The following is a 21,214-nucleotide window of genomic DNA, read 5'->3' as shown; positions in this document are numbered from 1 at the left end:
TTATCGACGTTCGGTGCCGCGCCCGGCAGGTTCGTCAGCCGATCTGATCGGCGAGATCCTCGAAGTCGTCGGCGACAACGTCCCACTCGCCTTCGGCCGCGAGATCAGTCGTCTGGCCAGGTCCGTGCTCGGAAGGGCGACGGACGAAGCACGTCCGCAGCCCGAGTGCCTGCACCGAGGCCAGGTCGCTGTTGTGTGCGGCGACCATGGCGAGCTGATGCGTTTCGAGGCCGAGGACCTCGGCGGTCCGCAGGTACGACTGCGGATCCGGTTTGTACGCTCCGGCCACCTCGGCGCCGAGGATCGCGTCCCAGGGAAGGCCGGCCCGTTTGGCGACGTCGAGGGCGAGCCGGACGTTCGCGTTCGACAACGGAGCGATGATGAACCGCTCCTTCAGCAGAGTCAGTCCCGCGATCGCATCCGGCCACGGATCGAGCCGGTGCCAGGCAAGATTGACCGCGTCGAGAACTTCGGCTGGGATCGATGAGGGATCGACACCGAGGCTGTCGAGCACAGTCTCGAGATTCTCCCGATGGAGCACATCGAGGCGGACGAACTCACGCTCACCGCTGCGCACCCGCTCCATCGACGGCTGGTACTCCGCGCGCCAGCGATCGGCGAAATCATGCGCGTCGAGATCGGGAACATGGTCACGCAGGCGCACGGCCACCTCGGCGGCAATACTTGTGCGCCAGTCGACGACGGTGCCGAACATGTCGAAGACGAGGGCCTCGACCGAATCGAATCCTGTGCTCATGGTTTCACGGTAGTCCGGGCATATCGGGCCGTCTACGTCAGTCCATCCGCATAGGCTGGTCGCAACCGGAATCGCAGCTGAGCGACATCGAAACGGGACCACACGGCATCGGCGGAATGACCTGACCGTGGGATGGAGCACGAGCGAATTGGCGCGGCTGACCGGCACCACGGTCAATACGATTCGGCACTATCACAAGCTTGGACTGCTCACCGAGCCTGACCGGATGAGCAACGGCTGCAAACAGTACGGGGCATCCCACCTGCTGCGACTCCATCAGATCCGGCGGATGCGCGAGCTCGGGGTCCCGTTGACCGATATCGGTTCGGTCGACGACGATCACGAACAGCAGCAGCTCGCCCTCAAACAGCTTGAGGTCGACCTCGGCGAGCAGATCGCCCCGAGCATGAAGCGGCAGCTCGAAGCGAAACCCTGGCTCCTCGCACTGACCGAGCGGATGACCGGGGACGTGAAGATGGGGCAGGCTGCGATCATCGGCTCGCTCAGAGAGCTCTACAACGACGCGCAGATCGACGTCATCCAGCGTGCCTTCATCTCCGTCTTCCCAAAACTCGACATCCCGGACGCCGACCGCGAGCGGTTCATCGCTTTCATCAAGCACATTGCCGCGAAGCCAGAGGGCTGAGGGAGAGGACTGAGGCGGAGAGTTGAAGACAGCGGCTGGGGAAGACGGCTGAGGATTCGCTGGGTCAGACGATGAGGGCTTGACCCTGTTCTGAGAACACAGTCTGTACTGAACGTATCAACCATCAGATCCGGTACATCCGGGCCGGGATCTGCCGATCACGTTCAGGAGACCACCGTGAACCCCATCATCGAATTCTTCCAAGGTCTCGCCGCTCAGGTTCCCGATCTGCTTCAGCCGTTCATCATCGCGGCTGCCGGGGCGATCCCATTCATCGAGGGTGAGATCTCCTCGACCATCGGAGTCTGGGCCGGGACGAACCCCGTACTAGCCGGAATCGCCGGGGCCGTCGGCAACTTCATCTGCGTGACAGTCATCGTGCTCCTCGGAGCCCGGGCCCGCCGCGCCGTCGTGAATCGTCAGAGTGAAAAGCGAGAGTTCGCGGCTGTCGGTGCGGACGGAGTTGCCGACGCCGCGAGGGCTGAGCCTGCGCAGTCGACCGCTGCAGCCGATCCGTCAGGGATCGATGCTCCCGTCGACCCATCGTCGATTGATTCTCCCGCCGCTGTCACCGCGGGTGACACGGTGACGGAGGATCACCTCGGCGAAGGCGGGAAGCCCGAGTCCAAGGGGCGGGTCAAGTTCAAGAAGTTCCTCACCCGCTTCGGCGTTCCCGGTGCGAGCCTGCTCGGGCCGCTGGCCATTCCCACCCAGATCACGTCGACGATCCTCGTCAGCGCCGGCGAAGAGATCGTCCGTGATCGGGTGCATCCGCTTCCGTTCCTCGGCGCGATCGTGCATCAGGGATCGTACAATGGCATGAATGTCTGAAACCGGGAGAACCCACACCTCGTCGCTGGCCGTGCTCGGTGCGCTGCTGTACATCACCGCGCGCAACCTCGATTCCACTGGCGCGCAGGGGATCCCCGCCAGCGCCGATCCGGCGAAGCTCAGCCCCAGCGACCGGGAGACCCTCGCCGAGGTGGAGTCCGCACTGACCGTCCAACTCGAGGGCTCAGGGACGTCCGTGACGTCCACCCTCGCCGAGGTGGCTGCAGCAGTTGCGTACGTCCGTGGCCGGGCGGAGGTCCCGAGCCTGACCGCCAGCAGGTACGACAAGCTGCGCAAGATAGTGCTCGAGAGCCTCGGTGTCACCTCGGCGCAGGGGGCGACGATCTGGCCTCCGACCAGTCAGACCGCGGTGCAGAGGTTCGGGTCCTGGAACGAAGCGCTCAAGGCGGCGGGTCTGGCGACGAACAAGATCGGCCGAGCCAAGGGCCAGCTGCGCTTCGACTCCGCAGCGTACGACAAGGCGATCGCCGAGTTCCTTGCCGACTGCGAGTCACGCGGGACCGCCGCCACCTATAAGGCCTACACGGAGTATGCGGCCGAGCATAAAGGCGAGGTGCCCTCGGCTGCGGCCGTCCGAAAGTTCTACGGAAGCTGGAATTCAGCGCTCGCCGCCGTGGGGTGAGGGATATCTTAGCGACCGCCCATTCACCGTCCGGCGGCGAACGCCTCCAACCGGTCGCACGCGGTGTTGATGGTCTCGTCCGAGACCGCGAATGTCAGGCGCAGATAGCCTTCACCGGCCGGGCCGAAGGCCGAACCGGGAATCGTCGCAAGGTTGTGCTTCTCGAGCAGCTGCGTCGCCAACTCCCACGAGGCCAAACCCCACTCGGACACGTTCACCCAGGCATAGAACGTCGCCGCCGGACGCAGCAGACTCAAGCCTTCGATGGCATTGATGCGCTCGACCATGAGCTCGCGCCGCCTGGCATACGAGGCGACCATCTCCTCGACAGCGGTCTGCGGCCCCTCGATCGCGGCGACGGCGGCTTCCTGGACGAATCCGGGCAGGCTCGAGGTCAGTCCCTCCTGCAGCAGTGCCATCGGGGCGATGAAATCTTCGGAGCCGATGACGAAACCGCACCGCCAGCCGGTCATGGCATAGGTCTTCGAGAAGCTGCCGATGGCCAGGAACCGATCGAACTCAGCTTCCGCCTCGGCGGTGGATGGTTTCACCTCGGCGATGGAGGTGAAGACGGAATCGTCGAAGACCATCTCGTCATAGACCTCATCGGAGATGACGGTGAACCCGTGCTCATCGGCTAGGGCTGCGATCTGCTCGATGTCGGCGCGGTCCATCACGGAACCCAGAGGGTTCGACGGACTGTTGATGATGATCGCCGCGGTTTTGTCTGTGATCGAGGAGCGGACATCCTCGGCGCGGAGCTTGAAATCATTGTCCTCGGTGACAGGAACGGACACGGCAATCCCGCCGAGGCGGTGCACCTGACCCATGTAATTGGGAAAGCTCGGGTCGGGGATGATGACCTCGTCGCCTGGGGTGACAGTGACGTCGAGGGCGAAGGTGAGCGCCTCCATCGCGCCGAAGGAGACCATGACGTTCCCGGGGACGATGCTGCGATTCCACCGAGTCGAGTACTTCCGGGCGATCGCCTGCCGCAGTTCGGGGATGCCTGCATTGGCGACGTAGCGGGTGTTGTCATTCTCGATCGCACGGATGCCGGCGGCCTTGATGTGCTTCGGAGTGGTGAAGTCCGGTTCGCCGACGGTGAGCTTCACAGCATCGGGGAAGTCGAGGGCGAGATTGAACATCTTGCGGATGTCTGAGGCCGGATAGGAAGCGGCCATGTGGGAGATGCGGCTGTGCGAACTCGTCATGGCCTCAGTCTGCCTCTTCCGCGAACCGGACGACAGGGGTGGGCCACAGCGTAAGACTGCGGTAGGGCAGACGCGACCGCCCGGGCATGCAGCGATAACGCGTGAAGCGTCGGTCGCTGAAGGGGCTAGGCCTGATATGCGGCCTACCTCTCAGGCGTGCGAGGATCCCAGAGCAGCGTAGAAGCCTCCACCTCATAGGCCTTCCCCTCGGGGAAGCTCACGAGTTCGAACTGCATGCCCCAGGGCGAGAGGAAATAGACCCAGCGTTGGCCCCGGCTGGCACCGCTGCTGGCTGTCGGCTCGCCGAGGATCCGCACGCCCTTGCTCCGAAGCCATTCGACAGCCTCGTCGAGATCGGAGACGTAGAAGGCGAGATGGTGGCCTCCGATATCCGAATTACGGGGCTGGACCTGGTTCTGATCGGGAGAGTCGTATGAGAAGACCTCGAAATTCGCTCCCGTGTGGCATCGGTAGAAGCGGATCTCCTGCATCACGGCGTCGGGATGCACATTGAGCCGATCGACTATGAGCGCGGGATCAGCAGGGAACGGACCGAGCGAATAGACGTGTGTGCATCCGAGGATGTCGGTGAAGAACGTGTGCGCCTGCTCCATGTCCGGGACGGTGAAACCGACATGATCGGTGCCGACGAGACCGGGGAGGCCCGCTTCAGTGCTCATTGGGTTGTCCTTTCGGTGGTCATTTCGTCGGTGTCACGCAGTCGTGAATACTTCGGGGTGATGCTCGAGTGCCAAGCGCGTGCGTCGAATGTGGACGGCCATGAGCTCCTCGGCCGAGCGCACATCGCGGTCGGAGATGGCTTTGACGAGCAGATCGTGCTCCATGTGGGTCTCCCTCAGTCCGGAATCCCAGACCAATTCCATAAATGCCCGACGGTAGTGCTGTGTCGAGTTCCAGAGCCTGTCGACCATCGAACGCAGGTTGTCGACCGACGGCCCCTCGAAAGCCGCGAGATGGAACTTCCGATCAAGATCGAGGAATTCCTCGACCGAGTCCGCCGCGTTCGCATCGGCGGCCAATTCGCTCAGGCGGGTCAGAGACTCCGGCGAATGCAGAGGCACTGCGAGTCCGAGGAGCAGGGGTTCGAGCCGTTCTCTGATGAGATAGCTCTCCTGCAGCTCCGCCAGGTTCATCGAAGCGACCCACGCTCCGGACGAGGCGACAATCGTCACGAGTCCGGCCGACTCGAGGATACGCAGAGACTCTCGGATGGGGATGCGGCTCACTCCGAACTCTTCGGCGATCTCTTCCTGGAAGATCCGTGTGCCGGGACCGAGGGCGCCGCTGAGAATCCGATCGCGGAGTGCATCGGCAATGCGCGCGCTCGAAGCCGAGGACGATGTGGCCATTGCTGGTTCCTCTGTGGGGTCGTAGGGGTTCGGGCAGTCAGTCAAGACTATCTAGTTCTCGTCGTTCCCTTGAGTGTATACATACAGGGCGAATATTGAAGAAAAAACAGCAAAATACAGTTTGAATGTATACGCAGGCTGGGTTAACGTGGTCCGAAACACAGTCCTCGCACCTCTGGAGCATCGATGCCCGTGAACCAAGAAATGTCTGCGCCGAGCGCGGTCGAAGTCGTATCCACCACCACTGCTGACTGGGACGCGGCGGATCCGGAACTTCTCGAATCGATGCTCGTCCACTCACACACGATCCGGATCTTCGAAGAGATCGTCCTCGGACTCGCCGGCAGCGGACTGGTGCACGGTCCGGCACATTCGAGCATCGGACAGGAAGGCGCAGCGGTCGGGTCCGTCCTCGCGCTCCGAGCAGCAGACGGCGTCAACGGCACCCACCGCGGCCACCACCAGTTCCTCGCGAAGGGGCTCTCATACCTGCGGCCGGAAGGACTGAAGGCCGTCGACGGGATCAAGGCCGATGAAATCACGGAGTTCATCCACCGCACCCTCGCCGAGATCCTCGGCCTCAGCGCAGGCTTCAGCGGAGGCCGTGGCGGATCCATGCACCTGCAGTGGACCGAAGCAGGTGCCCTCGGCACGAACGCGATCGTCGGGGGAGGAGTCCCCCTGGCCGCAGGCAATGCTTGGGCCCAGCGCCACGATGCGCTCGGTCGGGTCGGGACGACCGACGATGGGATCAGCCCCGATATGGGTGTGACGGTCACATACTTCGGCGACGGGGCCTCGAACATCGGATCCACGCTGGAGACCTTCAACCTCGCCGCCGCCTGGAAGCTGCCTCTGTGCTTCTTCCTCGAGAACAATCTCTACGCGGTCTCGACCTCTGTCGACGACGTCACCGGCGAGGGCAATCTCGCGCTGCGCGGCCCGGGATTCGGCATCCGGTCCTGGCAGGTCGACGGCATGGACCCGCTGGCCGTCTACCTCGCTCAGCAGGCCGCCGTGGATCATATGCGCGCCGGTCACGGGCCGACACTCATCGAAGCGCGCACCTACCGCTTCTTCCATCAGAACGGTCCGTTCCCCGGCTCCGCATTCGGCTACCGTTCCAAAGCCGAGGAGAAGGAATGGCGGGAGAAGGATCCCGTCGACAAGGTCGCCGGCGAAATGATCCGCCGAGGCCTTCTCACGGACAAAGACAACGAGGATCTCGCGGAGCGCATTCGCGAGGTCATCAATCGGGTCGTCGACAAACTCACCGAACCCGACCCGCAATCGACGAAGGGCGCCCAGCGGATCCGCCAGGCCGAATGGCCGGACACCACCGAGGTGGATGCCCACATCCGCTCATCGGCTGCGCTCGGCGAGCTGCCTCCAGGCACCCATGGGCCTGCCGTCGAAGACACGGTCGAGCGGCGCTTCGTCGACGCGATCGCCGACATCCTCGAGCACAGGATGAGCACGGATGAGTCCGTCGTCGTCATGGGCGAGGACATCCACCGGCTCAAAGGGGGCACCAACGGAGCGACGCGGGGGCTCGCAAATGCCTACCCGGACCGTGTCCTTGGCACGCCCATCAGTGAGAACGCCTTCACTGGTCTGGCCGGTGGGCTGTCGATGACCAGCCGTTACACCCCTGTCGTCGAGTTCATGTACTCCGACTTCATGTGGGTCGCCGCCGACCAGGTGTTCAACCAGATAGGCAAGGCTCGCCACATGTTCGGCGGTCAGTCCTCGATGCCGGTGGTGCTGCGGTCGAAAGTCGCCATGGGAGCCGGATACGGATCCCAGCACTCGATGGACCCGGCAGGCATCTTCGCCACGAACCCCGGGTGGAGAATCATCGCTCCGTCGAACGCCGAGGACTACATCGGTCTGATGAATACCGCACTCGACCTCGACGATCCGGTGCTCGTCCTCGAACATGTCGACCTCTATGCGCGCAAGGACGAGATCCCTTCCGGCACTCCCGACTACCGGCTGCCGTTGGGCAAGGCGGCTGTCCGCCGGACCGGCACCGACGTCACAGTGCTCAGCTACCTCAACATGGTCGCTCTGGCGCTCACTGAGGCAGAAGCGCGCACAGATCTCGACGCCGAGGTCATCGATCTGCGCTGGCTCGATCGAGCCAGCCTCGACTGGGAGACGGTCGGTGACTCCATCCGGCGAACGAACAGTGTCCTCATCGTCGAGCAGGGACCGATCGGCACCTCCTACGGATCCTGGCTGGCCGATGAGATCCAGCGACGATTCTTCGACCACCTCGACCAGCCGGTCCAGCGCGTGACCGGACGCGAGGCAAGCCCGTCCATCTCGAAGATTCTCGAGTCCGCAGCAAACGCCGGACCCGCTGAAGTCACCCACGGCTTCGACCTCATCGCCGACGGCCTGGGCCGGAACTGAGAGCAAGGAACACCACCATGGCACAGCTTGTCACCCTTCCCTCGATCGTCGCGGATGCCACCGACGCAGTCATCGAATCCTGGCTGGTCGAAGCGGGCGCAGAGATCAGTCACGGCCAGGCCCTGGCCGATATCGAGACCGAGAAGGCCACGGTCGAGCTCGAGGCGGAATCCGCCGGAACACTCGCCCGAATCCTCGTCGAAGCCGGCACCACCGTCGAGGTGGGGACCCCGATTGCGGTGCTCGCCGAGCCGGGCGACTCAGAAGCCGAGATCGACGGTCTACTCGCCGGTGCGAACGCAGAGACTGCGAGCAGTTCGACGGCAGGCTGCGGTTCATCAGCTGAGGTCGAGCAAGAGCGGACCGCGGCCGAAGGCCTCGAGCGCTCGAACGCCTCGAAGACCGAGACCGCAGTCGCTGCCGTCGACACTGTCCTCAACGCGTCCGTCGACACTGTCGCGACCTCTGATATGACACGAGTCTTCGCCTCCCCGTTGGCCCGACGTCGTGCCCGCGAACTCGGCGTCGCTGTCACCGGGCTGAAGGGCAGCGGTCCGGGCGGCCGGATCATCCGATCCGATGTCGAGACTGCAGCAGGGACTGCAGCCGAGGCCGCTGAGAGCGGCTCGGCAAGCGCCCCGACTCACGCACAGCCGTCAGTCGTTTCCGCCGGAGACACCGCGGATGCGGGCTATACCGATGTGCCGCTGACCGGGATGCGACGGGCGATCGCGCGTCGTCTCACAGAATCCAAGTCCACTGTTCCCCACTTCTATCTCACTGGGGATATTCGTATGGATGCCCTGCTCGAATTCCGGAAGCAGATCAATGTCTCTCTGGAACGGCAAGGGGTCAAGGCGACGATCAACGATCTTGTGCTCAAGGCGCTCGGCCACGCCCTGCACGAAGTGCCTGACGCGAATGCGATCTGGAACGAGAACTCGATCCGGAGATTCGACTCGGTCGACATCTCTATGGCGATCGCCACCGAGGGCGGCCTCCTGACCCCGGTCGTCCGCAATGTCTCGAACCTGTCGGTGGCCGCCCTGTGCCGGACGACCCAGGACCTCAAGTTCCGCGCGGGTGAGAAAGCCATACGGCAGCAAGAGCTCGAAGGCGGTTCCTTCAGCGTCTCCAACCTTGGGATGTTCGGCACTGGCGAGTTCTCAGCGATCCTCAACCCTCCGCAGGCAGGCATCCTCGCCGTGGGAGCCACCGAACAGCGAGCAGTGGTCAGCGACGGCGAACTCACCGTCGCGTCGATGATGACCGTGACCTTCTCTGCCGATCATCGGGTCATCGACGGTGCTGTCGCCGGCAGGCTCCTGACCTCTCTGCGGAATGCCCTCGAGGACCCGATGAGCCTGGTGCTCTGACTTCGTCGAGGGCAGAGGCCGCAGGCAATCACAGATCGAAGGAGATTGATGGAAATGAGTTTCACAGACAATGCACCCGTGCTCGCCGTGACCGGCGGCGCCTCGGGAATCGGTTGGGCCACCGTCGAAGCATGGTGTCGTGACGGCGGCGTTGCAGTCATCCTCGACTTCTCCCGGGAGAAGCTCGACGAGGCACTGGCGGGGGCGCCCTCGGACTGGTCCCTGCGGGGGATCATTGTCGATGTCACTGATCGAGCCGCTGTCGACGACGCATTCGCATCGATCGCGGAGACTGAACAGCGGCTCGACGCGCTCGTCAACTGCGCCGGCAACGCCAAACCCGTGCCGAGTGCCGAAATGAGCGACGCGGATTGGGAGGCGCTGCTCGAAGTGCACCTCACCGGCACGATGCGCGCCTGCCGTGCCGCCTATCCGCTGCTCAGGGACGGCGGAGGAGCGATCGTCAACATCTCCTCGGTGGCCGGAGTGGCAGGTATGCCGAAACGCGCCAGCTACAACACTGTCAAACACGGACTGATCGGACTGACGAAGAGCCTGGCAGTGGAATGGGCCGCGGACGGCATCCGAGTCAATGCGATCGGACCGGGATACACATGGACTCCGTTCAACGCCACACTCCAAGAGCAGGGCCTGCTCGACCCCGCGCCGATCACCAAGCGGATCCCGCTTGACCGGTGGGCGCAGCCGGAGGAGATCGCGGCCGGCATCACTTTCCTCGCCGGCCCGACAGCGTCCTTCATCACCGGCCACACCCTCATGGTCGACGGCGGTATGACCATCGCCGGCAGCTGGTACGAGTGACCGCAGCCTCCAGGCGGCCAACGAAACCGACTCCGGCCGCCCCTCCCCTGAACGAAAGGCAACAACCATGAACCCATTCGCCCCAAACCTCTTCTCCGGCCAACGCGTGCTCATCACCGGCGCCGGCGGCGGAATCGGTTCGAAGAGCGCCGAGTACTTCGCGGCCGCTGGAGCCGAACTCGTCCTCGTCGACCTCGCGCCCGAGTTGGTCGAGACTGTCGCCGCAAAGCTGCCTGAAGGCACCTCGGTCTCCCAGCTCGCCGGTGACCTCACCGACGCCGATACGCTCGAAGAGCTGCGCCGTCGCGTCGAATCTGCCGGCGGCATCGATCATCTCGTGCTCGCTGCCGGTATCTATACCGAGCACCCGGTGGCGGAGATGAGCGACGAAGACTGGGACCGGACGATGACGATCAACCTCGACAGCAGCTTCAAGCTGACCAGGGCTCTGCTCCCGCAGATGCGTGAGGGCGGCTCCATCGTCAACTTCGGGTCGATGGCCGGTTCCCGCGGCAGCCGCAACCATGCTCACTACGCCGCCACCAAAGGGGCGATCGTCTCCTTCGGTAGGAGTCTGACCTGGGAACTCGGAGAGCGGAACATCCGTGTCAACGCCGTCGCCCCCGGAATCATCGCGACCCGAATGACTGAAGGACTCGTCGCCTCCGGCGGTGACGCCCTGCTTGCGGCGACGCCGCTGCACCGTTTCGGACGACCGGAGGAAGTCGCCTCGGCGGTGGTGTTCCTCTGCTCCCCGGCGGCATCATTCATCAACGGCGACACACTCCACGTCAACGGCGGTCTGCATATGGCCGGCTGACCCTTTCGACCCTGCCACAGAGACACAGGATGACCTGGCTTCATCGCACCATGCGAGAAGTCGACCTGAAGTACACGAATCACATTCGAAGGAGAAGACATGAGTGATACGAACGTTCCATCATTGGCTGAGCTCTTCGGCCCCAACCCACCGACGAACTGGGGCAGGTGGGGCACCGGTCAACTCAGTCGTCATTCGGTGACTGTCTCTGCCGTCGCAGCGGAAACGTGACGTGGATCGTCTCGGACACCACGGAAACGATGCCGCTGCTGCGGCCCTCGAACTCCGCCTCGAGACCGGTTCCATCCCACCCGCTCTTCACGAAAGGTCAATCTTGTCCTCATCAACCACAGCAGCCGCAGCTCCTGACGCTGCGGCCCAGCGCCGGAACGCGCGCAATGCTGCGACCTCGGGCTTTGTCGGAACTGCGCTCGAATACTACGACTTCTACATCTTCGCCACTGCCGCCGCCTTGTATCTGCAGCCGCTCTTCTTCCCCAGCGAGGGAGGCCTTGGGCAGATCATGGCACTCGCTACCGTCGGAGTCTCCTACGTCGCCCGTCCCGCCGGCGCGATCATCTGGGGATGGCTCGGCGATGTGCTCGGTCGCAAGACCGCGCTGATGGCCTGCATCGTGCTCATGGGTGCCGCGACGTTCTTCATCGGACTGGTGCCCGCGTACTCGACCATCGGCATCTGGGCACCGATCCTCATCGTCCTCATGCGCCTTCTGCAGGGCCTTTCCGCGGGCGGAGAATCGCCCGGCTCGGCCTCGCTGTCGATGGAGACCGCGCCGGAGAATCGACGAGGCTTCTATACCAGCTGGACCATCGCGGGTGCGACTGCAGGGCTTGTTCTGTCCTCTGCTGTGTTCATTCCGCTGAACATGCTTTCGAGAGATTTCATGCTGAGCACCGGCTGGCGGATCCCGTTCCTGCTGAGCATCGTGGTCACCATCATCACCATCTATATGCGCGCACGTTTGCAGGAGCCTGAGGTCTTTGAGGAAGCGAAGGAGAACGACAAGACTGTCAAGGTTCCGCTGTTCCATTTGGTCAAGCACTACCCAATGCAGATGATCCGAGTCGCGGGGATGGCCCTGTTCCTTCTCATGGTCGGCCTCTTCAGCACCTTCTCCCTGGCATACGGCACGCAGGTCGCGGGAATCTCCAGCAGTGAGATGCTTGCACTGATCACGGTGTCGAACCTCGGCACCCTGGTCATGATCCCGTTCCTCGGTCATCTCTCGGACAAGGTTGGACGCAAACCCGTGTTCATTTCGGGCTGCATCGGAATGATCGTGCTCACCTTCGCCTACCTCGGTTCGCTGTCCCATGCTGCTCCTGGGCACACAGGAATCGTCTGGGTGTTGGGAATCCTGCTCATGTCCTTCGCCTATGCTGCGGCGAATGGGATCTATCCCGTTTATTTCCCCGAACAGTTCCCCGCGAACATCCGGTACAGCGGTATGGCGATCAGCCTCATGCTCGGCCTGGTACTCGGGGGCTTCTCTCCAGCCATCGCTCAGGCAATCAACGGCGATGACAACAACTGGGTCGGAGTCGCTCTCTTCGCCGGCGCCGGTATCGCCATCTCCGCGATCTGCGCAGCCTTCAGCCCTGAAACCGCGAAGACTCCGACAGCCGAACTCGGTCTGAAACGCGACTGACGTACGAGTCTTCAGCTTGGTGAACCTGCATCAGCTCGGTGCAGGTTCACCAAGCTGGTGGTGCAGGCAAGACCTTGCCCCATTACTCGTGCAGCCCGGCCAGACGGGACCCGAACTGTGCGAGCAGGCTCGTCTTCTTCGCCCCGATCGCCGTCTCCCACGAGTCGGCAATGCCGAAGATCTTGTACATCGACCGAATACCCAACCACCGAATCGGCTCGGGCTCCCATTGCCCGGAGAAGTGATCGTTCCATGGCAGCCCAGTCAGCGGGGTCGAGGCCCCAGAGGCCCGATCAAGCAACGTCTTCGCCGCCAGATGCGTAGCCGTCACTCCGTGCCCCGCATAGCCGCGGGCCACCCCGATGCGCTGGGAAGAGTCGAAGAAGACGCCCGCACACCAATCCCGAGTCACTCCGAGCGCACCGCGCCAGGCATGCGCAACCTCGAAATCGAGGTCCGGGAAGAGCGAGGACAGGCGCCCGGCCAACAGGTCGACCACCTCGGCGGGGACCTCACCGTCACCGGGCAGGCCCGACCGGAAAGCATAGGGCGCCCCACGGCCGCCGAGCGCGATCCGGCCATCGGCCGTGCGCTGGGCATAGATGAACGTGTGCGCCGTGTCGCCGAGGCATTCGCGCCCCTCCCAGCCGATCGACGCCCACGCCTCGTCCGGCAGCGGCTCGGTTGCGATCGTCGACGAGAACACCGGGATGACCTGCCGTCCCTGCAGGCCCGGCAGGTCGCCGCCGACCGTGTCCGAATACCCCTCGAGACACACGAAGATCGTGTCCGCGCGCACCGGCCCGCGGTCCGTGGCGACCGAATTCTTTCGGATATGTCTCGCCGAGGTGGCCTCACAGATGGTTACGCCCTGTTCCCTGAGCACGTGGCCGAGTCCCCGGGTGAGCAGTGCGGGATCGATGGCGGCGGTACCGGGGAAGTAGAGACTGCCGAGCGCTCCGTCGACGTTGATGCGAGCACGAGTCGCCTCGGCGTCGAGGGACTGCATATCTTCGGGCCCATATCCGAACTGCTCATTGCCGGACTCAAGATCGCGCAGCCGGGCCAGGCCGGCCTCCGTTTGGGCGATGTCGATATGGCCGCCGCGCACCTGATGTGCGTCGATTCCTTCGGCTTCGCACACGTCGAGAACCTCGTCGACGGAGTCGAAGAGCGCGGACTGGAAGGCGCTGACGCTGGCCACGCCGTCGAGACCTGCGGAGCCGACCGGTCCGGTGGGATCGTTCTTCCGGGCACGGTCGACCGCCTCGGCGAACTTGGTGCGGTTGCCCGGCAACAGGGTCGAGAGCCACCCTCCGTTGCGTCCCGAGGCGCCATAGCCGATGTGCCTGGCCTCGATGATGGTGATCTCCCAGTCGGGGTGGGCCTGCCTGGCGTAATAGGCCGACCACAGACCGGTCAGCCCGCCACCGACGATGACGAGATCCTGCTTCTCGCGCGGCAGCGGTGCGGGGTCGACGTCGTCGGCGGGGGAGGCCGCCAGCCAGTGCGAGGCTTCACCGTTGAAGTAGGACATGGATCAACTCCTGAAATCGACGCGTGCGAATCGTCAACGCGTACGGAATCAGTTCTATCTCACGTCAAGAGCGAAGTAAATGGTTGTCGCCGAACTTATTGCCTGCTGGAATCGCCGACGAGCGGTTCTGAATACGTGGGCTGTTCGCATGCCTGAATCTGGCTGGCTACACTGATCGCATGAGCGCAATGGAGCCGATCGACATCAGTGAGTTCCTTCTCAACCACGAGCCCATCGAGGCCTGGCAGGCAATCGATGCAGCCGCCTCGGCGAGGGAGTCGGAAGCGGCCGCTTCGGCGGGTGAACCGAGCGCGCCCGTGACATCGGGGTATGCCGAACTCGGCACGATCGCCGGAGCGGACTACGGGCTGTGGGAGATGAGCGCCGGCGCGATGCGCGACGTCGAAGGCGAGGAGGTCTTCCTGGTCGTCTCCGGGACCGGCCGCATCGAAGTCGACGAGCCCTCCCGGCCTGATGTCGTCCTGGCGCCGGGAATGCTGGTCCGCCTCGAGGACGGGATGAAGACCCGCTGGTTCATCGACGAGGCGCCCCTGCGGAAGCTCTTCATCGCCCCGCACGCGGATTGAGGCCGCCGTGTAGCAGTTGTCCTGCCACGCACCGGTCAGCATGCTCACGGCCTTCGAGCTTACAGTGGCGGTGGGCGAGAGACGCCCGAGCGACAATGCGATCGCGGACAGTCAGGGAGGCAGCATGAAACGGACAATCGTCGTCACCGGAGCAGCATCGGGAATCGGGGAGGCGACCGCCGCCATTCTCGAACGCCAAGGAGACACTGTTATCCGCGTCGACCTCGAAAAGGGAGACGTCACCGGCGACTTGGGCGACCGGGACTCCATCGTGCAGGTGGTGCAGAAGATAGCCGACATCAGCGGCGGCCGCATCGATGGACTCGTCGCCAATGCCGGCGTCTCCACACCCACCCCGCTGTCGCCGAAGATCAACTACATCGGCACGGTCCGGCTCATCGAAGCCTTGCGCCCGCTGCTCGTCGAATCCGGCGCACCGCGGGTCAGCGTGACCACCTCGGCGGCGACGCTGCAGGGCAACGACAAGAAGCTCGTCGACCTCCTGCTGGCCGGAGACGACGAGGCGGCCCTGGCCCGCGGGGCCGAACTGGCCGACCACGGGCCCGAGGCCGGATATGCGAACTACTCGAGTTCGAAGCGGGCGATCTCGCGGTGGATCCGCCGGGTCGCACCCACCGACGACTATGCCGGAGCGGGGATCGGCATCAACGGGGTCGGACCCGGGCAGGTGCGCACCGCGATGACGAAGGATCTCTTCGCCTCCGAGGAGGGGCGGAAACAGGCCGCGACGGCCATGCCGACGCCTTTCAACGGCCCCGCCGACGCCGAGGACATCGCCGCGGTGCATGCCTTCCTCGTCTCCGAGGCGAACTCGCGGATGACAGGACAGATCATCTTCGTCGACGGCGGGTTCGATGCCGTCAGTCGCGGCGATGACATCTGGGGTACTGTCTGAACGATTGCCGGAGCACCGGCCGAGACCGCGAAGCGGGTTCGGCTTGCCGCTTTCATCTGGTCAGGGTGGGCGCCGGAAGCACCTCCCAAAGGGCTGGTCTTCCGGCTGGTCCTCGCCGGGCTCGGGGTCGCGGGACTCGCCCTCGCCGCCGGATGAAACTCGGACACCGCTGACAATCCCTGGTCAGGTGCTCTATCGTGAGTGAACCGGTGTGCGACGTGCCCGGAGACGGTTTCGTCCCACGTTGCGCAGCATCCACGGACACCTCAGCATTGCCCTCGAAGAGATGGACCCCGAAGAAGGAGTCGATGATGAAGACTGCTCGACGCTTGGACAACCTCGGCACTGAGACCGCTTTCCGCGTGGCCCAGGCCGCCGCCGACTGGAAGGCCCGTGGCAACGAGGTCTTCCCATTCCACCTTGGCGATCTCAATTTCCCGCTCGCTCCCCACATCGTCGAGGCGATGGAGCAGGCGATCCGCGACGGCAAGACCGGGTACTGCCCCGGACCGGGGATCCCCGAATTGCGGGAGGTGCTCGCCGATGACATCGGCTCGCGGCGCGGAATGACGATCGACCCCGCCGAAGTGGTCGTGACCACCGGAGGCAAGCCCGTGATCACGAAATTCCTCCAAGCCGTGATGAACCCCGGCGAGGGAGTGCTCTACCCGAATCCGGGATTCCCGATCTACGAATCACAGATCGAGTACTTCGGCGGCACGGCCCTGCCCTACCGATACGTCCCGACCTCCGATGGCTTCGCGATCGACCTCGACCATCTGCGGGCGTCGATCGATGAGAACACCACGGCTATCATCTACAACGATCTGCAGAATCCGATCTCGGCGGAGTCCACTCCGGTCGAACGGGAGGCCATTGCCGCGATCGCGCAGGAGTTCGACCTGTGGGTGCTCTCCGATGAGGCGTATTTCGAGATGCGCTACAAGGGGAAGTCGCAGTCGATCGCAGCCCTGCCGGGGATGCGGGAGCGCACCGTCATCCTCTACACGTTCTCGAAGAAGTACGCGATGACCGGTTCGCGGCTCGGCTGTGCGATGGCTCCGAAGGAGGTCGCCGAGGCGATCTCGCTGATGAACACCAACGACGAATCGTGCACGAACCAGTATGTGCAGTGGGCGGGAATCGCCGCACTGCGCGGACCGCAGGGTCCGGTCGGGCAGATGCTCGAGGTGCTGCGTAAGCGACGCGATGCCACCTGTCGCCTCATCAACGAGATTCCCGGAATGTCCGTGGCGACCCCGGGCTCGACGTTCTACGTCTTTCCCGATGTCACCGAGGCGATGGAGTCGAAGGGAATAGCGACTCTGACGGACTTCTCCACCGAGGCGCTGCATGCTACGGGTGTCTCCTTCTGCACTCGCGAGCACTTCGGCTCACCGCAGTCCGGTGAGGATCGTTCCTACATCCGGCTGGCCTATTCGGGTATCGAGGAAGCCGCGATCACGAAGGGGCTGGGGCAGCTCAAGGAGTGGATCGAGGCCTGAACCGACTGCAGCGGGCCGTGCGGTGGGGCTCGGCGTGCCCGGCGAGGCGTCCACGTGGTGGGAGCGGTCATGCTCGGCCGTGCATTGCCGGCAACGGCGATAAGGTGCAGCCGAGAGCGCAAGCCACAAACGACGGCGGCGTGGCTAGTTCCAGCTGCTCCAGGCAGGCCGCCGAGTGCTCGGCAGCGCGTTGTCTCGACGCCAATCGTGGATCCAGTCAGGAAGTTCGGGTTCGTTCTCTGGCACCCCGAATGCGTCCACGAGGTCGTCCCTGGTGAGCGGACCGTTTTCGGAGATGAGTCGGGTGGCCACGAAGGCCCGGGCGAAGATCTCTCCGTCGACGACCATGCGCTGTTCGAAGAATACCGTGCGCTCATCGATCCCGCAGACCTTGGTCTCGAGGTTGTAGCGCTGCCGGAATTTCAATGACTTGCGGAAGCTGATGGTCTCGGCGCTGACGACGCCTGTCCATCCGCGGTCGCGCATCGCTTGCCATGCTCCGCTGCGCACCATCATGTCGAGTCGCCCCAAGTCCATGATCGAGAAGTACTTGCCGTTGTTGAGATGCATGAAGATGTCGATCTCGCCCAGGTGGACGCGCATGGGGAGGGAGTATGTGTCCCAGATTTCGCGCGCGGAACGCCGTCGGGACCTGAGCAGGTGCAGGATCATGCGGAAGAAGTGCATGAAATCGATGTTACTTCACAGTAGATTTGTGTAGAAGCGCATCCCTGACGGGGAAAGTCTTCACGGTTGAGAGTGCACGCTTCTGCGGCCGGGAGAACCGCCTCGGCTGAGCGTGAACACTTGTGGAACGCGGAGAACTGCCTCGGCTGGGAGTGAGCACATGCGCGAACGGCGTGAGCCGCCTGGGCGAGGGTCTCTGTCAGTCCTTCACTGGGTCGGGGGTGCGGCCGGGGAGGAACGGTGACTCCTCGGGCTCGGGGTGGCGTTTCCACTGGATGAGCATGATCGCCACACCGAGAGCGACCGCACCGATCGCGCCCCACACATTTGTCCGCAGGCCGAGGATGACGAAGCTCGGGTCGAGGCGGATCGATTCCCAGACGATGCGTCCGGCGCCGTACCACATGAGGTAGACGGCGAAGAGTCGTCCCCACTGGAAGAAGACGTGTCGGCCCAAGTAGAGCAGGACGAGTGCGCCGAGGCTGTTCCAGATCACTTCGTAGAGGAAAGTCGGGTGGAACAACGTGCCGGGCGGAGTGCCCAGCGGGATGGCCGGGTTGCCTGGATCGATCTCGAGGCCCCATGGCAGGGTGGTGGGCAGGCCGAACAGCTCTTGGTTGAACCAATTGCCGAAGCGCCCGCAGGCCTGAGCGAGAATGAGTCCCGGAGCCAGGGCGTCGAGCAGGGTGGTGAGTTTGAGGCCGAGTCTGCGGCACATGATCCACGCGCCCAAGGTTCCGCCGATGAGCGAACCGAAGATCGCGATTCCGCCCTCCCAGATCGCCCAGACCGAACCGGGTTCGAACGGATTCCAGGGGTTGCGGCCGGGGCCGAAGTAGTCGGTGTAGTGCGTGATGACGTGGTAGATCCGCGCGAAGACGATGGCCATCGGGACGGCCAACGTCGCGATGTCGAGCACCTGCCAGTCCTCGACACCGAGCTTGGTCAGGCGACGGTTCGTCAGCACAATGGCGAAGATGATGCCGACGAGGATGCACAGCGCATAGAAGTGGATCGTCAGCGGTCCGAGTTGGAAGCTCGAAATGGACGGGCTGGGGATCGCCGCCGAGATGTCGTGTGGAATCGCGGTCGCGCTGGAAGTCAGTAGGCCGAGGTGCATGGGGCCAGTCTATTTGCACCCGTCTGAGAATCTCTTATGCAGCGTCTGGTCTCTGACCGGCGAGGACCGTTTGCGGGCCGATTGCTGTGCCGCCTGCGCTCTGACTAGCGCGTAGACACGAGCCCTGCCCTGTGGGGTGAAGACAGTCGCGACAAGGCCATTCGCGCTCACATCAGAATGGAGGCGCAGCGGTGCCATTGAATGGCCATGCACAGCTACGTGCCGAAGAGGCCGTCGATGATGTCGTCGGTGATGAATCGTGAATGCAGGATTGGGATGCGAGCGGGATCGATGCTTTCGGGCGGTCGCCATGCCGGCCGTCCGTCGCCGAGCATGAAGACTTCCCAGTCGGAGCGGTCCATGAGGTGGTGGTGGAAGGAGCACAGCAGGCACATGTTGTTGATGTCGGTTTTGCCGCCTCTGGCGTGCGGCACAACATGGTTCACGTCGCACCATCCAGCTGGTGCGTCACAACCGGGGAACACGCATCCACGGTCTCGGGCGGTGACGATTGCCGTCTGTTTTTTGTTGGCGAAGCGCTGGTCCGTGCAGACTTCCACCGTGCGAGCCTTCTCGTCCATCAGGTGGAAGAAGACTGTGCCATTGAGGCCGCGGCGGGTGATGTCGCCCATCGGGAATCGGTCGCCGGAGCCCGTAGTGGCTTCGCTGGTGCCGTCGGCGATATCGGATGCTTTGGCTGTGACGACCAGGGCGTAGGGCGAACCCTTGGCGGCTTCCTTCATGCTGATGCGCGAAATGAGAGTGGCGAAACGTTCGTAGATCCAAGCCTTCGCATTGGGCTGCTCGCTCATGAGATTGACAGCCGAACCATCGGCGCGGACCCCGTGACCGGCAGGAACGGGACGGTTGGCAGACAGATCTTCGGAATCGGCTTCGTTATCTTCGGCGGCCTCGATGACGGCCCACGGAGGAGCATCGAAACGATCTCCGGTAAGGACGGCATCGAGAGGTTCGAACCGTTGCTCATCGAAGGTCTGGCCGGGGCCGCCACTACTGGGAGTCTGGTCTGGCTCGGCGTTCGGTACGAGTGGGGGAGCGTCTTCGCGCTCGGCTTCGTCCGCCTCGGTGACAGTGGGTTCTGCGATTGTCGATGTTCTGTCTTTCGCGGATTGGATCCGCGAAGTCAGCAGTCCGTGCAGTTCGGATCCCGCCACGGGATCGAGGACGCCTTCCAGCCTCCAGTCTCCATTGCGCTTGGGCCGGGCAGTGATGAAGTAGGCGGAACGATCGCTGGGATCGAGCGGCTCGGCACCGTCGGGGTCGATGAGAGCGAGCATCCGACGGAAGATGTCGCGGAGCTCGCTCACAGTCACCGATTTCGCGTACTTCACGAGGTCGGTTTCCACACGTGACTTCGTCTCGTGGTCCACCCACGCGGGAAGTGCCTTGAGGCAGTCTTCGATGACCGTGAGGTGCTCCGCCGGCAGGGTGCCGAGGTGGAGCTGCTCGGCGACGAATGGGTGTTCGGGCTCAATCGGTTGTCCGTCGAGTGAGACTCGTCCGCCGAGATTCTCTGCGAGCCTTGCCCGGCGGTTCGCTTCTCGTCCCGAGAGGTTGAGGCGTTCCTGGATGAGCGCCTTAGTCGACTTGGCGCCACTGTCCTTAGGCGTGCCGACGCGTTCGTAGACGGCCAGCGCCAGGGTGGACAGAGATTCACTGAGCCGACGCAGAGCCTCGGCTCCATCGATGACCCGCAGGGCCTCGTTCGGCCCCATCGGCCGGTCGAAGGCACGAAGACCTCCGACCAGTTCGGTCAATGACGAAATCGAGTCGGTGATCTCAGGTGCGCTCGCGGCAAGGTCGTTCCAGGCGGCGTCGGTGAGGATCGGGTGCATCGAAGTTGGGCGTTGAGCATCGTCTCCGCCTTGTGGCTGTGTCGCGTGGTGATCTGCGGTGTTGTTCCTTGCCGCGGCCGGTTCGGCCGACTGGACCGGTGCAGGTTGCGTGGTTGTCTTGTCCTGCTCATCCGTTCCGAGTTGCACAGTCGATTCTGTCGGTGCAGTCGAAGTGAGCTCTGTTGAGTCCGCTGATTCGACGATTTCGCGTGGTTGGTCGGAACCGGCAATTCCAACTGCATTGCTTGGTTCTTCGACGTCGGCAATCGGCGCATTGTCAATCGCTGCGTCATCGTCGGTCGAAACTGGGTCAAGGGCTTCAAACACTTCGGCGAAGTGGTGGCCGCTGAGGTCGAACCCGGCTGCCTTGAGCTGCTCGGCCAGCGATGTGGGGCTCGATGCTTCTTCGGATTGTGCAGGCTCGGTGTCCTTCAGCGCGT

General features: G+C 63.7%; 20 protein-coding genes. 12 read left to right on the top strand and 8 right to left on the bottom strand.

The genetic code is table 11. The features are described from left to right. Nucleotides 1-34: 34 nt before the first annotated feature. Nucleotides 35-757 (bottom strand): haloacid dehalogenase type II, encoded by a 723-nt coding sequence (locus tag BLU88_RS01150; RefSeq protein WP_092009263.1) that lies wholly within the window; start codon nucleotides 755-757, stop codon nucleotides 35-37. A 127-nt stretch (nucleotides 758-884) separates the two neighbouring features. Between BLU88_RS01150 and BLU88_RS01145 the strand changes: the two genes are divergently transcribed. The 3 genes from BLU88_RS01145 to BLU88_RS01135 all read left to right on the top strand — a co-directional run bounded on the left by BLU88_RS01145 (nucleotide 885) and on the right by BLU88_RS01135 (nucleotide 2,877). Then, nucleotides 885-1,403, top strand: a complete 519-nt coding sequence (locus tag BLU88_RS01145) for a helix-turn-helix domain-containing protein (protein WP_092009261.1) — start codon at nucleotides 885-887, stop codon at nucleotides 1,401-1,403. 177 nt (nucleotides 1,404-1,580) lie between these two features. Beyond that, nucleotides 1,581-2,234 (top strand): small multidrug efflux protein, encoded by a 654-nt coding sequence (locus BLU88_RS18330; protein ID WP_197678163.1) that lies wholly within the window; start codon nucleotides 1,581-1,583, stop codon nucleotides 2,232-2,234. Next, nucleotides 2,227-2,877 carry a homing endonuclease associated repeat-containing protein gene (locus BLU88_RS01135; protein WP_092009259.1) on the top strand — a complete coding sequence of 217 codons (651 nt, stop codon included), beginning with the start codon at nucleotides 2,227-2,229 and terminating at the stop codon, nucleotides 2,875-2,877. The genes BLU88_RS18330 and BLU88_RS01135 overlap by 8 nt, the downstream gene beginning before the upstream one ends. 23 nt (nucleotides 2,878-2,900) lie before the next feature. Here BLU88_RS01135 and BLU88_RS01130 read toward each other — a convergent pair whose 3' ends face one another. The 3 genes from BLU88_RS01130 to BLU88_RS01120 all read right to left on the bottom strand — a co-directional run bounded on the left by BLU88_RS01130 (nucleotide 2,901) and on the right by BLU88_RS01120 (nucleotide 5,461). Next, nucleotides 2,901-4,091: a pyridoxal phosphate-dependent aminotransferase gene (locus tag BLU88_RS01130; protein ID WP_092009257.1), complete on the bottom strand. Its 1,191-nt coding sequence runs from the start codon at nucleotides 4,089-4,091 to the stop codon at nucleotides 2,901-2,903. Nucleotides 4,092-4,234: 143 nt separating this feature from the next. Next, nucleotides 4,235-4,771 (bottom strand): VOC family protein, encoded by a 537-nt coding sequence (locus BLU88_RS01125; RefSeq protein ID WP_092009254.1) that lies wholly within the window; start codon nucleotides 4,769-4,771, stop codon nucleotides 4,235-4,237. 33 nt (nucleotides 4,772-4,804) lie between these two features. After that, nucleotides 4,805-5,461: a GntR family transcriptional regulator gene (locus tag BLU88_RS01120; RefSeq protein WP_092009252.1), complete on the bottom strand. Its 657-nt coding sequence runs from the start codon at nucleotides 5,459-5,461 to the stop codon at nucleotides 4,805-4,807. A 204-nt stretch (nucleotides 5,462-5,665) separates the two neighbouring features. Here BLU88_RS01120 and BLU88_RS01115 point away from each other — a divergent pair, with 204 nt between their 5' ends. The 6 genes from BLU88_RS01115 (at nucleotide 5,666) to BLU88_RS01095 (ending at nucleotide 12,566) form a co-directional block, all read left to right on the top strand. Then, the gene (locus BLU88_RS01115) at nucleotides 5,666-7,879 is read left to right on the top strand and encodes an alpha-ketoacid dehydrogenase subunit alpha/beta (RefSeq protein WP_231939521.1); all 2,214 of its coding nucleotides are present in this window, start codon (nucleotides 5,666-5,668) and stop codon (nucleotides 7,877-7,879) included. A gap of 17 nt (nucleotides 7,880-7,896) precedes the next feature. Continuing rightward, on the top strand, nucleotides 7,897-9,255 hold the full coding sequence (locus tag BLU88_RS01110) for a dihydrolipoamide acetyltransferase family protein (protein ID WP_092009248.1): 1,359 nt from the start codon (nucleotides 7,897-7,899) through the stop codon (nucleotides 9,253-9,255). Between the two features lie 54 nt (nucleotides 9,256-9,309). Further along, entirely contained in the window at nucleotides 9,310-10,077 is a 768-nt protein-coding gene (locus BLU88_RS01105; RefSeq protein ID WP_092017005.1) for an SDR family NAD(P)-dependent oxidoreductase, read from the top strand. Between the two features lie 67 nt (nucleotides 10,078-10,144). Beyond that, nucleotides 10,145-10,897, top strand: a complete 753-nt coding sequence (locus tag BLU88_RS01100; RefSeq protein ID WP_092009246.1) for an SDR family NAD(P)-dependent oxidoreductase — start codon at nucleotides 10,145-10,147, stop codon at nucleotides 10,895-10,897. Nucleotides 10,898-10,996: 99 nt separating this feature from the next. Beyond that, entirely contained in the window at nucleotides 10,997-11,128 is a 132-nt protein-coding gene (locus BLU88_RS18885; RefSeq protein WP_269457661.1) for a hypothetical protein, read from the top strand. Nucleotides 11,129-11,231: 103 nt separating this feature from the next. Further along, complete coding sequence (locus tag BLU88_RS01095) at nucleotides 11,232-12,566, top strand: MFS transporter (RefSeq protein ID WP_092017003.1); 1,335 nt, start codon at nucleotides 11,232-11,234, stop codon at nucleotides 12,564-12,566. Between the two features lie 82 nt (nucleotides 12,567-12,648). On the opposite strand, the gene BLU88_RS01090 is transcribed toward BLU88_RS01095, so the two are convergent. Beyond that, entirely contained in the window at nucleotides 12,649-14,103 is a 1,455-nt protein-coding gene (locus BLU88_RS01090; protein ID WP_092009244.1) for an NAD(P)/FAD-dependent oxidoreductase, read from the bottom strand. Nucleotides 14,104-14,282: 179 nt separating this feature from the next. Between BLU88_RS01090 and BLU88_RS01085 the strand changes: the two genes are divergently transcribed. The 3 genes from BLU88_RS01085 (at nucleotide 14,283) to BLU88_RS01075 (ending at nucleotide 17,111) form a co-directional block, all read left to right on the top strand. Next, nucleotides 14,283-14,690 (top strand): cupin domain-containing protein, encoded by a 408-nt coding sequence (locus BLU88_RS01085; RefSeq protein WP_231939520.1) that lies wholly within the window; start codon nucleotides 14,283-14,285, stop codon nucleotides 14,688-14,690. Between the two features lie 124 nt (nucleotides 14,691-14,814). Further along, nucleotides 14,815-15,606 (top strand): SDR family oxidoreductase, encoded by a 792-nt coding sequence (locus BLU88_RS01080; RefSeq protein ID WP_092017001.1) that lies wholly within the window; start codon nucleotides 14,815-14,817, stop codon nucleotides 15,604-15,606. Nucleotides 15,607-15,914: 308 nt separating this feature from the next. Further along, on the top strand, nucleotides 15,915-17,111 hold the full coding sequence (locus tag BLU88_RS01075; RefSeq protein WP_197678215.1) for a pyridoxal phosphate-dependent aminotransferase: 1,197 nt from the start codon (nucleotides 15,915-15,917) through the stop codon (nucleotides 17,109-17,111). Between the two features lie 144 nt (nucleotides 17,112-17,255). On the opposite strand, the gene BLU88_RS01070 is transcribed toward BLU88_RS01075, so the two are convergent. The 3 genes from BLU88_RS01070 to BLU88_RS01060 form a co-directional block, all read right to left on the bottom strand. Next, entirely contained in the window at nucleotides 17,256-17,714 is a 459-nt protein-coding gene (locus BLU88_RS01070) for an acyl-CoA thioesterase (protein ID WP_331712454.1), read from the bottom strand. Nucleotides 17,715-17,997: 283 nt separating this feature from the next. Further along, on the bottom strand, nucleotides 17,998-18,918 hold the full coding sequence (gene lgt, locus BLU88_RS01065) for a prolipoprotein diacylglyceryl transferase (RefSeq protein WP_167356843.1): 921 nt from the start codon (nucleotides 18,916-18,918) through the stop codon (nucleotides 17,998-18,000). A 215-nt stretch (nucleotides 18,919-19,133) separates the two neighbouring features. Beyond that, nucleotides 19,134-20,921, bottom strand: coding sequence for an HNH endonuclease signature motif containing protein (locus BLU88_RS01060; RefSeq protein WP_157688914.1), 1,788 nt, complete (start codon nucleotides 20,919-20,921; stop codon nucleotides 19,134-19,136). Nucleotides 20,922-21,214 lie beyond the last annotated feature (293 nt).

Origin of the sequence: Brevibacterium siliguriense, assembly GCF_900105315.1 — a bacterium.
Taxonomy (GTDB): Bacteria; Actinomycetota; Actinomycetes; order Actinomycetales; family Brevibacteriaceae; genus Brevibacterium; species Brevibacterium siliguriense.
Note: the sequence above shows the minus strand (reverse complement) of the source record. Positions and strands in the feature narration are given on the sequence as shown.

Coding starts and splice junctions, on each gene's coding strand:
- BLU88_RS01125 (WP_092009254.1), bottom strand. CDS start 4,771: ATGAGCACTGAAGCGGGCCTCCCCGGTCTCGTCGGCACCGATCATGTC.
- BLU88_RS01115 (WP_231939521.1), top strand. CDS start 5,666: ATGTCTGCGCCGAGCGCGGTCGAAGTCGTATCCACCACCACTGCTGAC.
- BLU88_RS18885 (WP_269457661.1), top strand. CDS start 10,997: ATGAGTGATACGAACGTTCCATCATTGGCTGAGCTCTTCGGCCCCAAC.
- BLU88_RS01100 (WP_092009246.1), top strand. CDS start 10,145: ATGAACCCATTCGCCCCAAACCTCTTCTCCGGCCAACGCGTGCTCATC.
- BLU88_RS01085 (WP_231939520.1), top strand. CDS start 14,283: ATGAGCGCAATGGAGCCGATCGACATCAGTGAGTTCCTTCTCAACCAC.
- BLU88_RS01135 (WP_092009259.1), top strand. CDS start 2,227: ATGTCTGAAACCGGGAGAACCCACACCTCGTCGCTGGCCGTGCTCGGT.
- BLU88_RS01090 (WP_092009244.1), bottom strand. CDS start 14,103: ATGTCCTACTTCAACGGTGAAGCCTCGCACTGGCTGGCGGCCTCCCCC.
- lgt (WP_167356843.1), bottom strand. CDS start 18,918: ATGCACCTCGGCCTACTGACTTCCAGCGCGACCGCGATTCCACACGAC.
- BLU88_RS01075 (WP_197678215.1), top strand. CDS start 15,915: ATGATGAAGACTGCTCGACGCTTGGACAACCTCGGCACTGAGACCGCT.
- BLU88_RS01105 (WP_092017005.1), top strand. CDS start 9,310: ATGAGTTTCACAGACAATGCACCCGTGCTCGCCGTGACCGGCGGCGCC.
- BLU88_RS01120 (WP_092009252.1), bottom strand. CDS start 5,461: ATGGCCACATCGTCCTCGGCTTCGAGCGCGCGCATTGCCGATGCACTC.
- BLU88_RS01080 (WP_092017001.1), top strand. CDS start 14,815: ATGAAACGGACAATCGTCGTCACCGGAGCAGCATCGGGAATCGGGGAG.
- BLU88_RS01130 (WP_092009257.1), bottom strand. CDS start 4,091: ATGACGAGTTCGCACAGCCGCATCTCCCACATGGCCGCTTCCTATCCG.
- BLU88_RS01110 (WP_092009248.1), top strand. CDS start 7,897: ATGGCACAGCTTGTCACCCTTCCCTCGATCGTCGCGGATGCCACCGAC.
- BLU88_RS01150 (WP_092009263.1), bottom strand. CDS start 757: ATGAGCACAGGATTCGATTCGGTCGAGGCCCTCGTCTTCGACATGTTC.
- BLU88_RS01070 (WP_331712454.1), bottom strand. CDS start 17,714: ATGCGCGTCCACCTGGGCGAGATCGACATCTTCATGCATCTCAACAAC.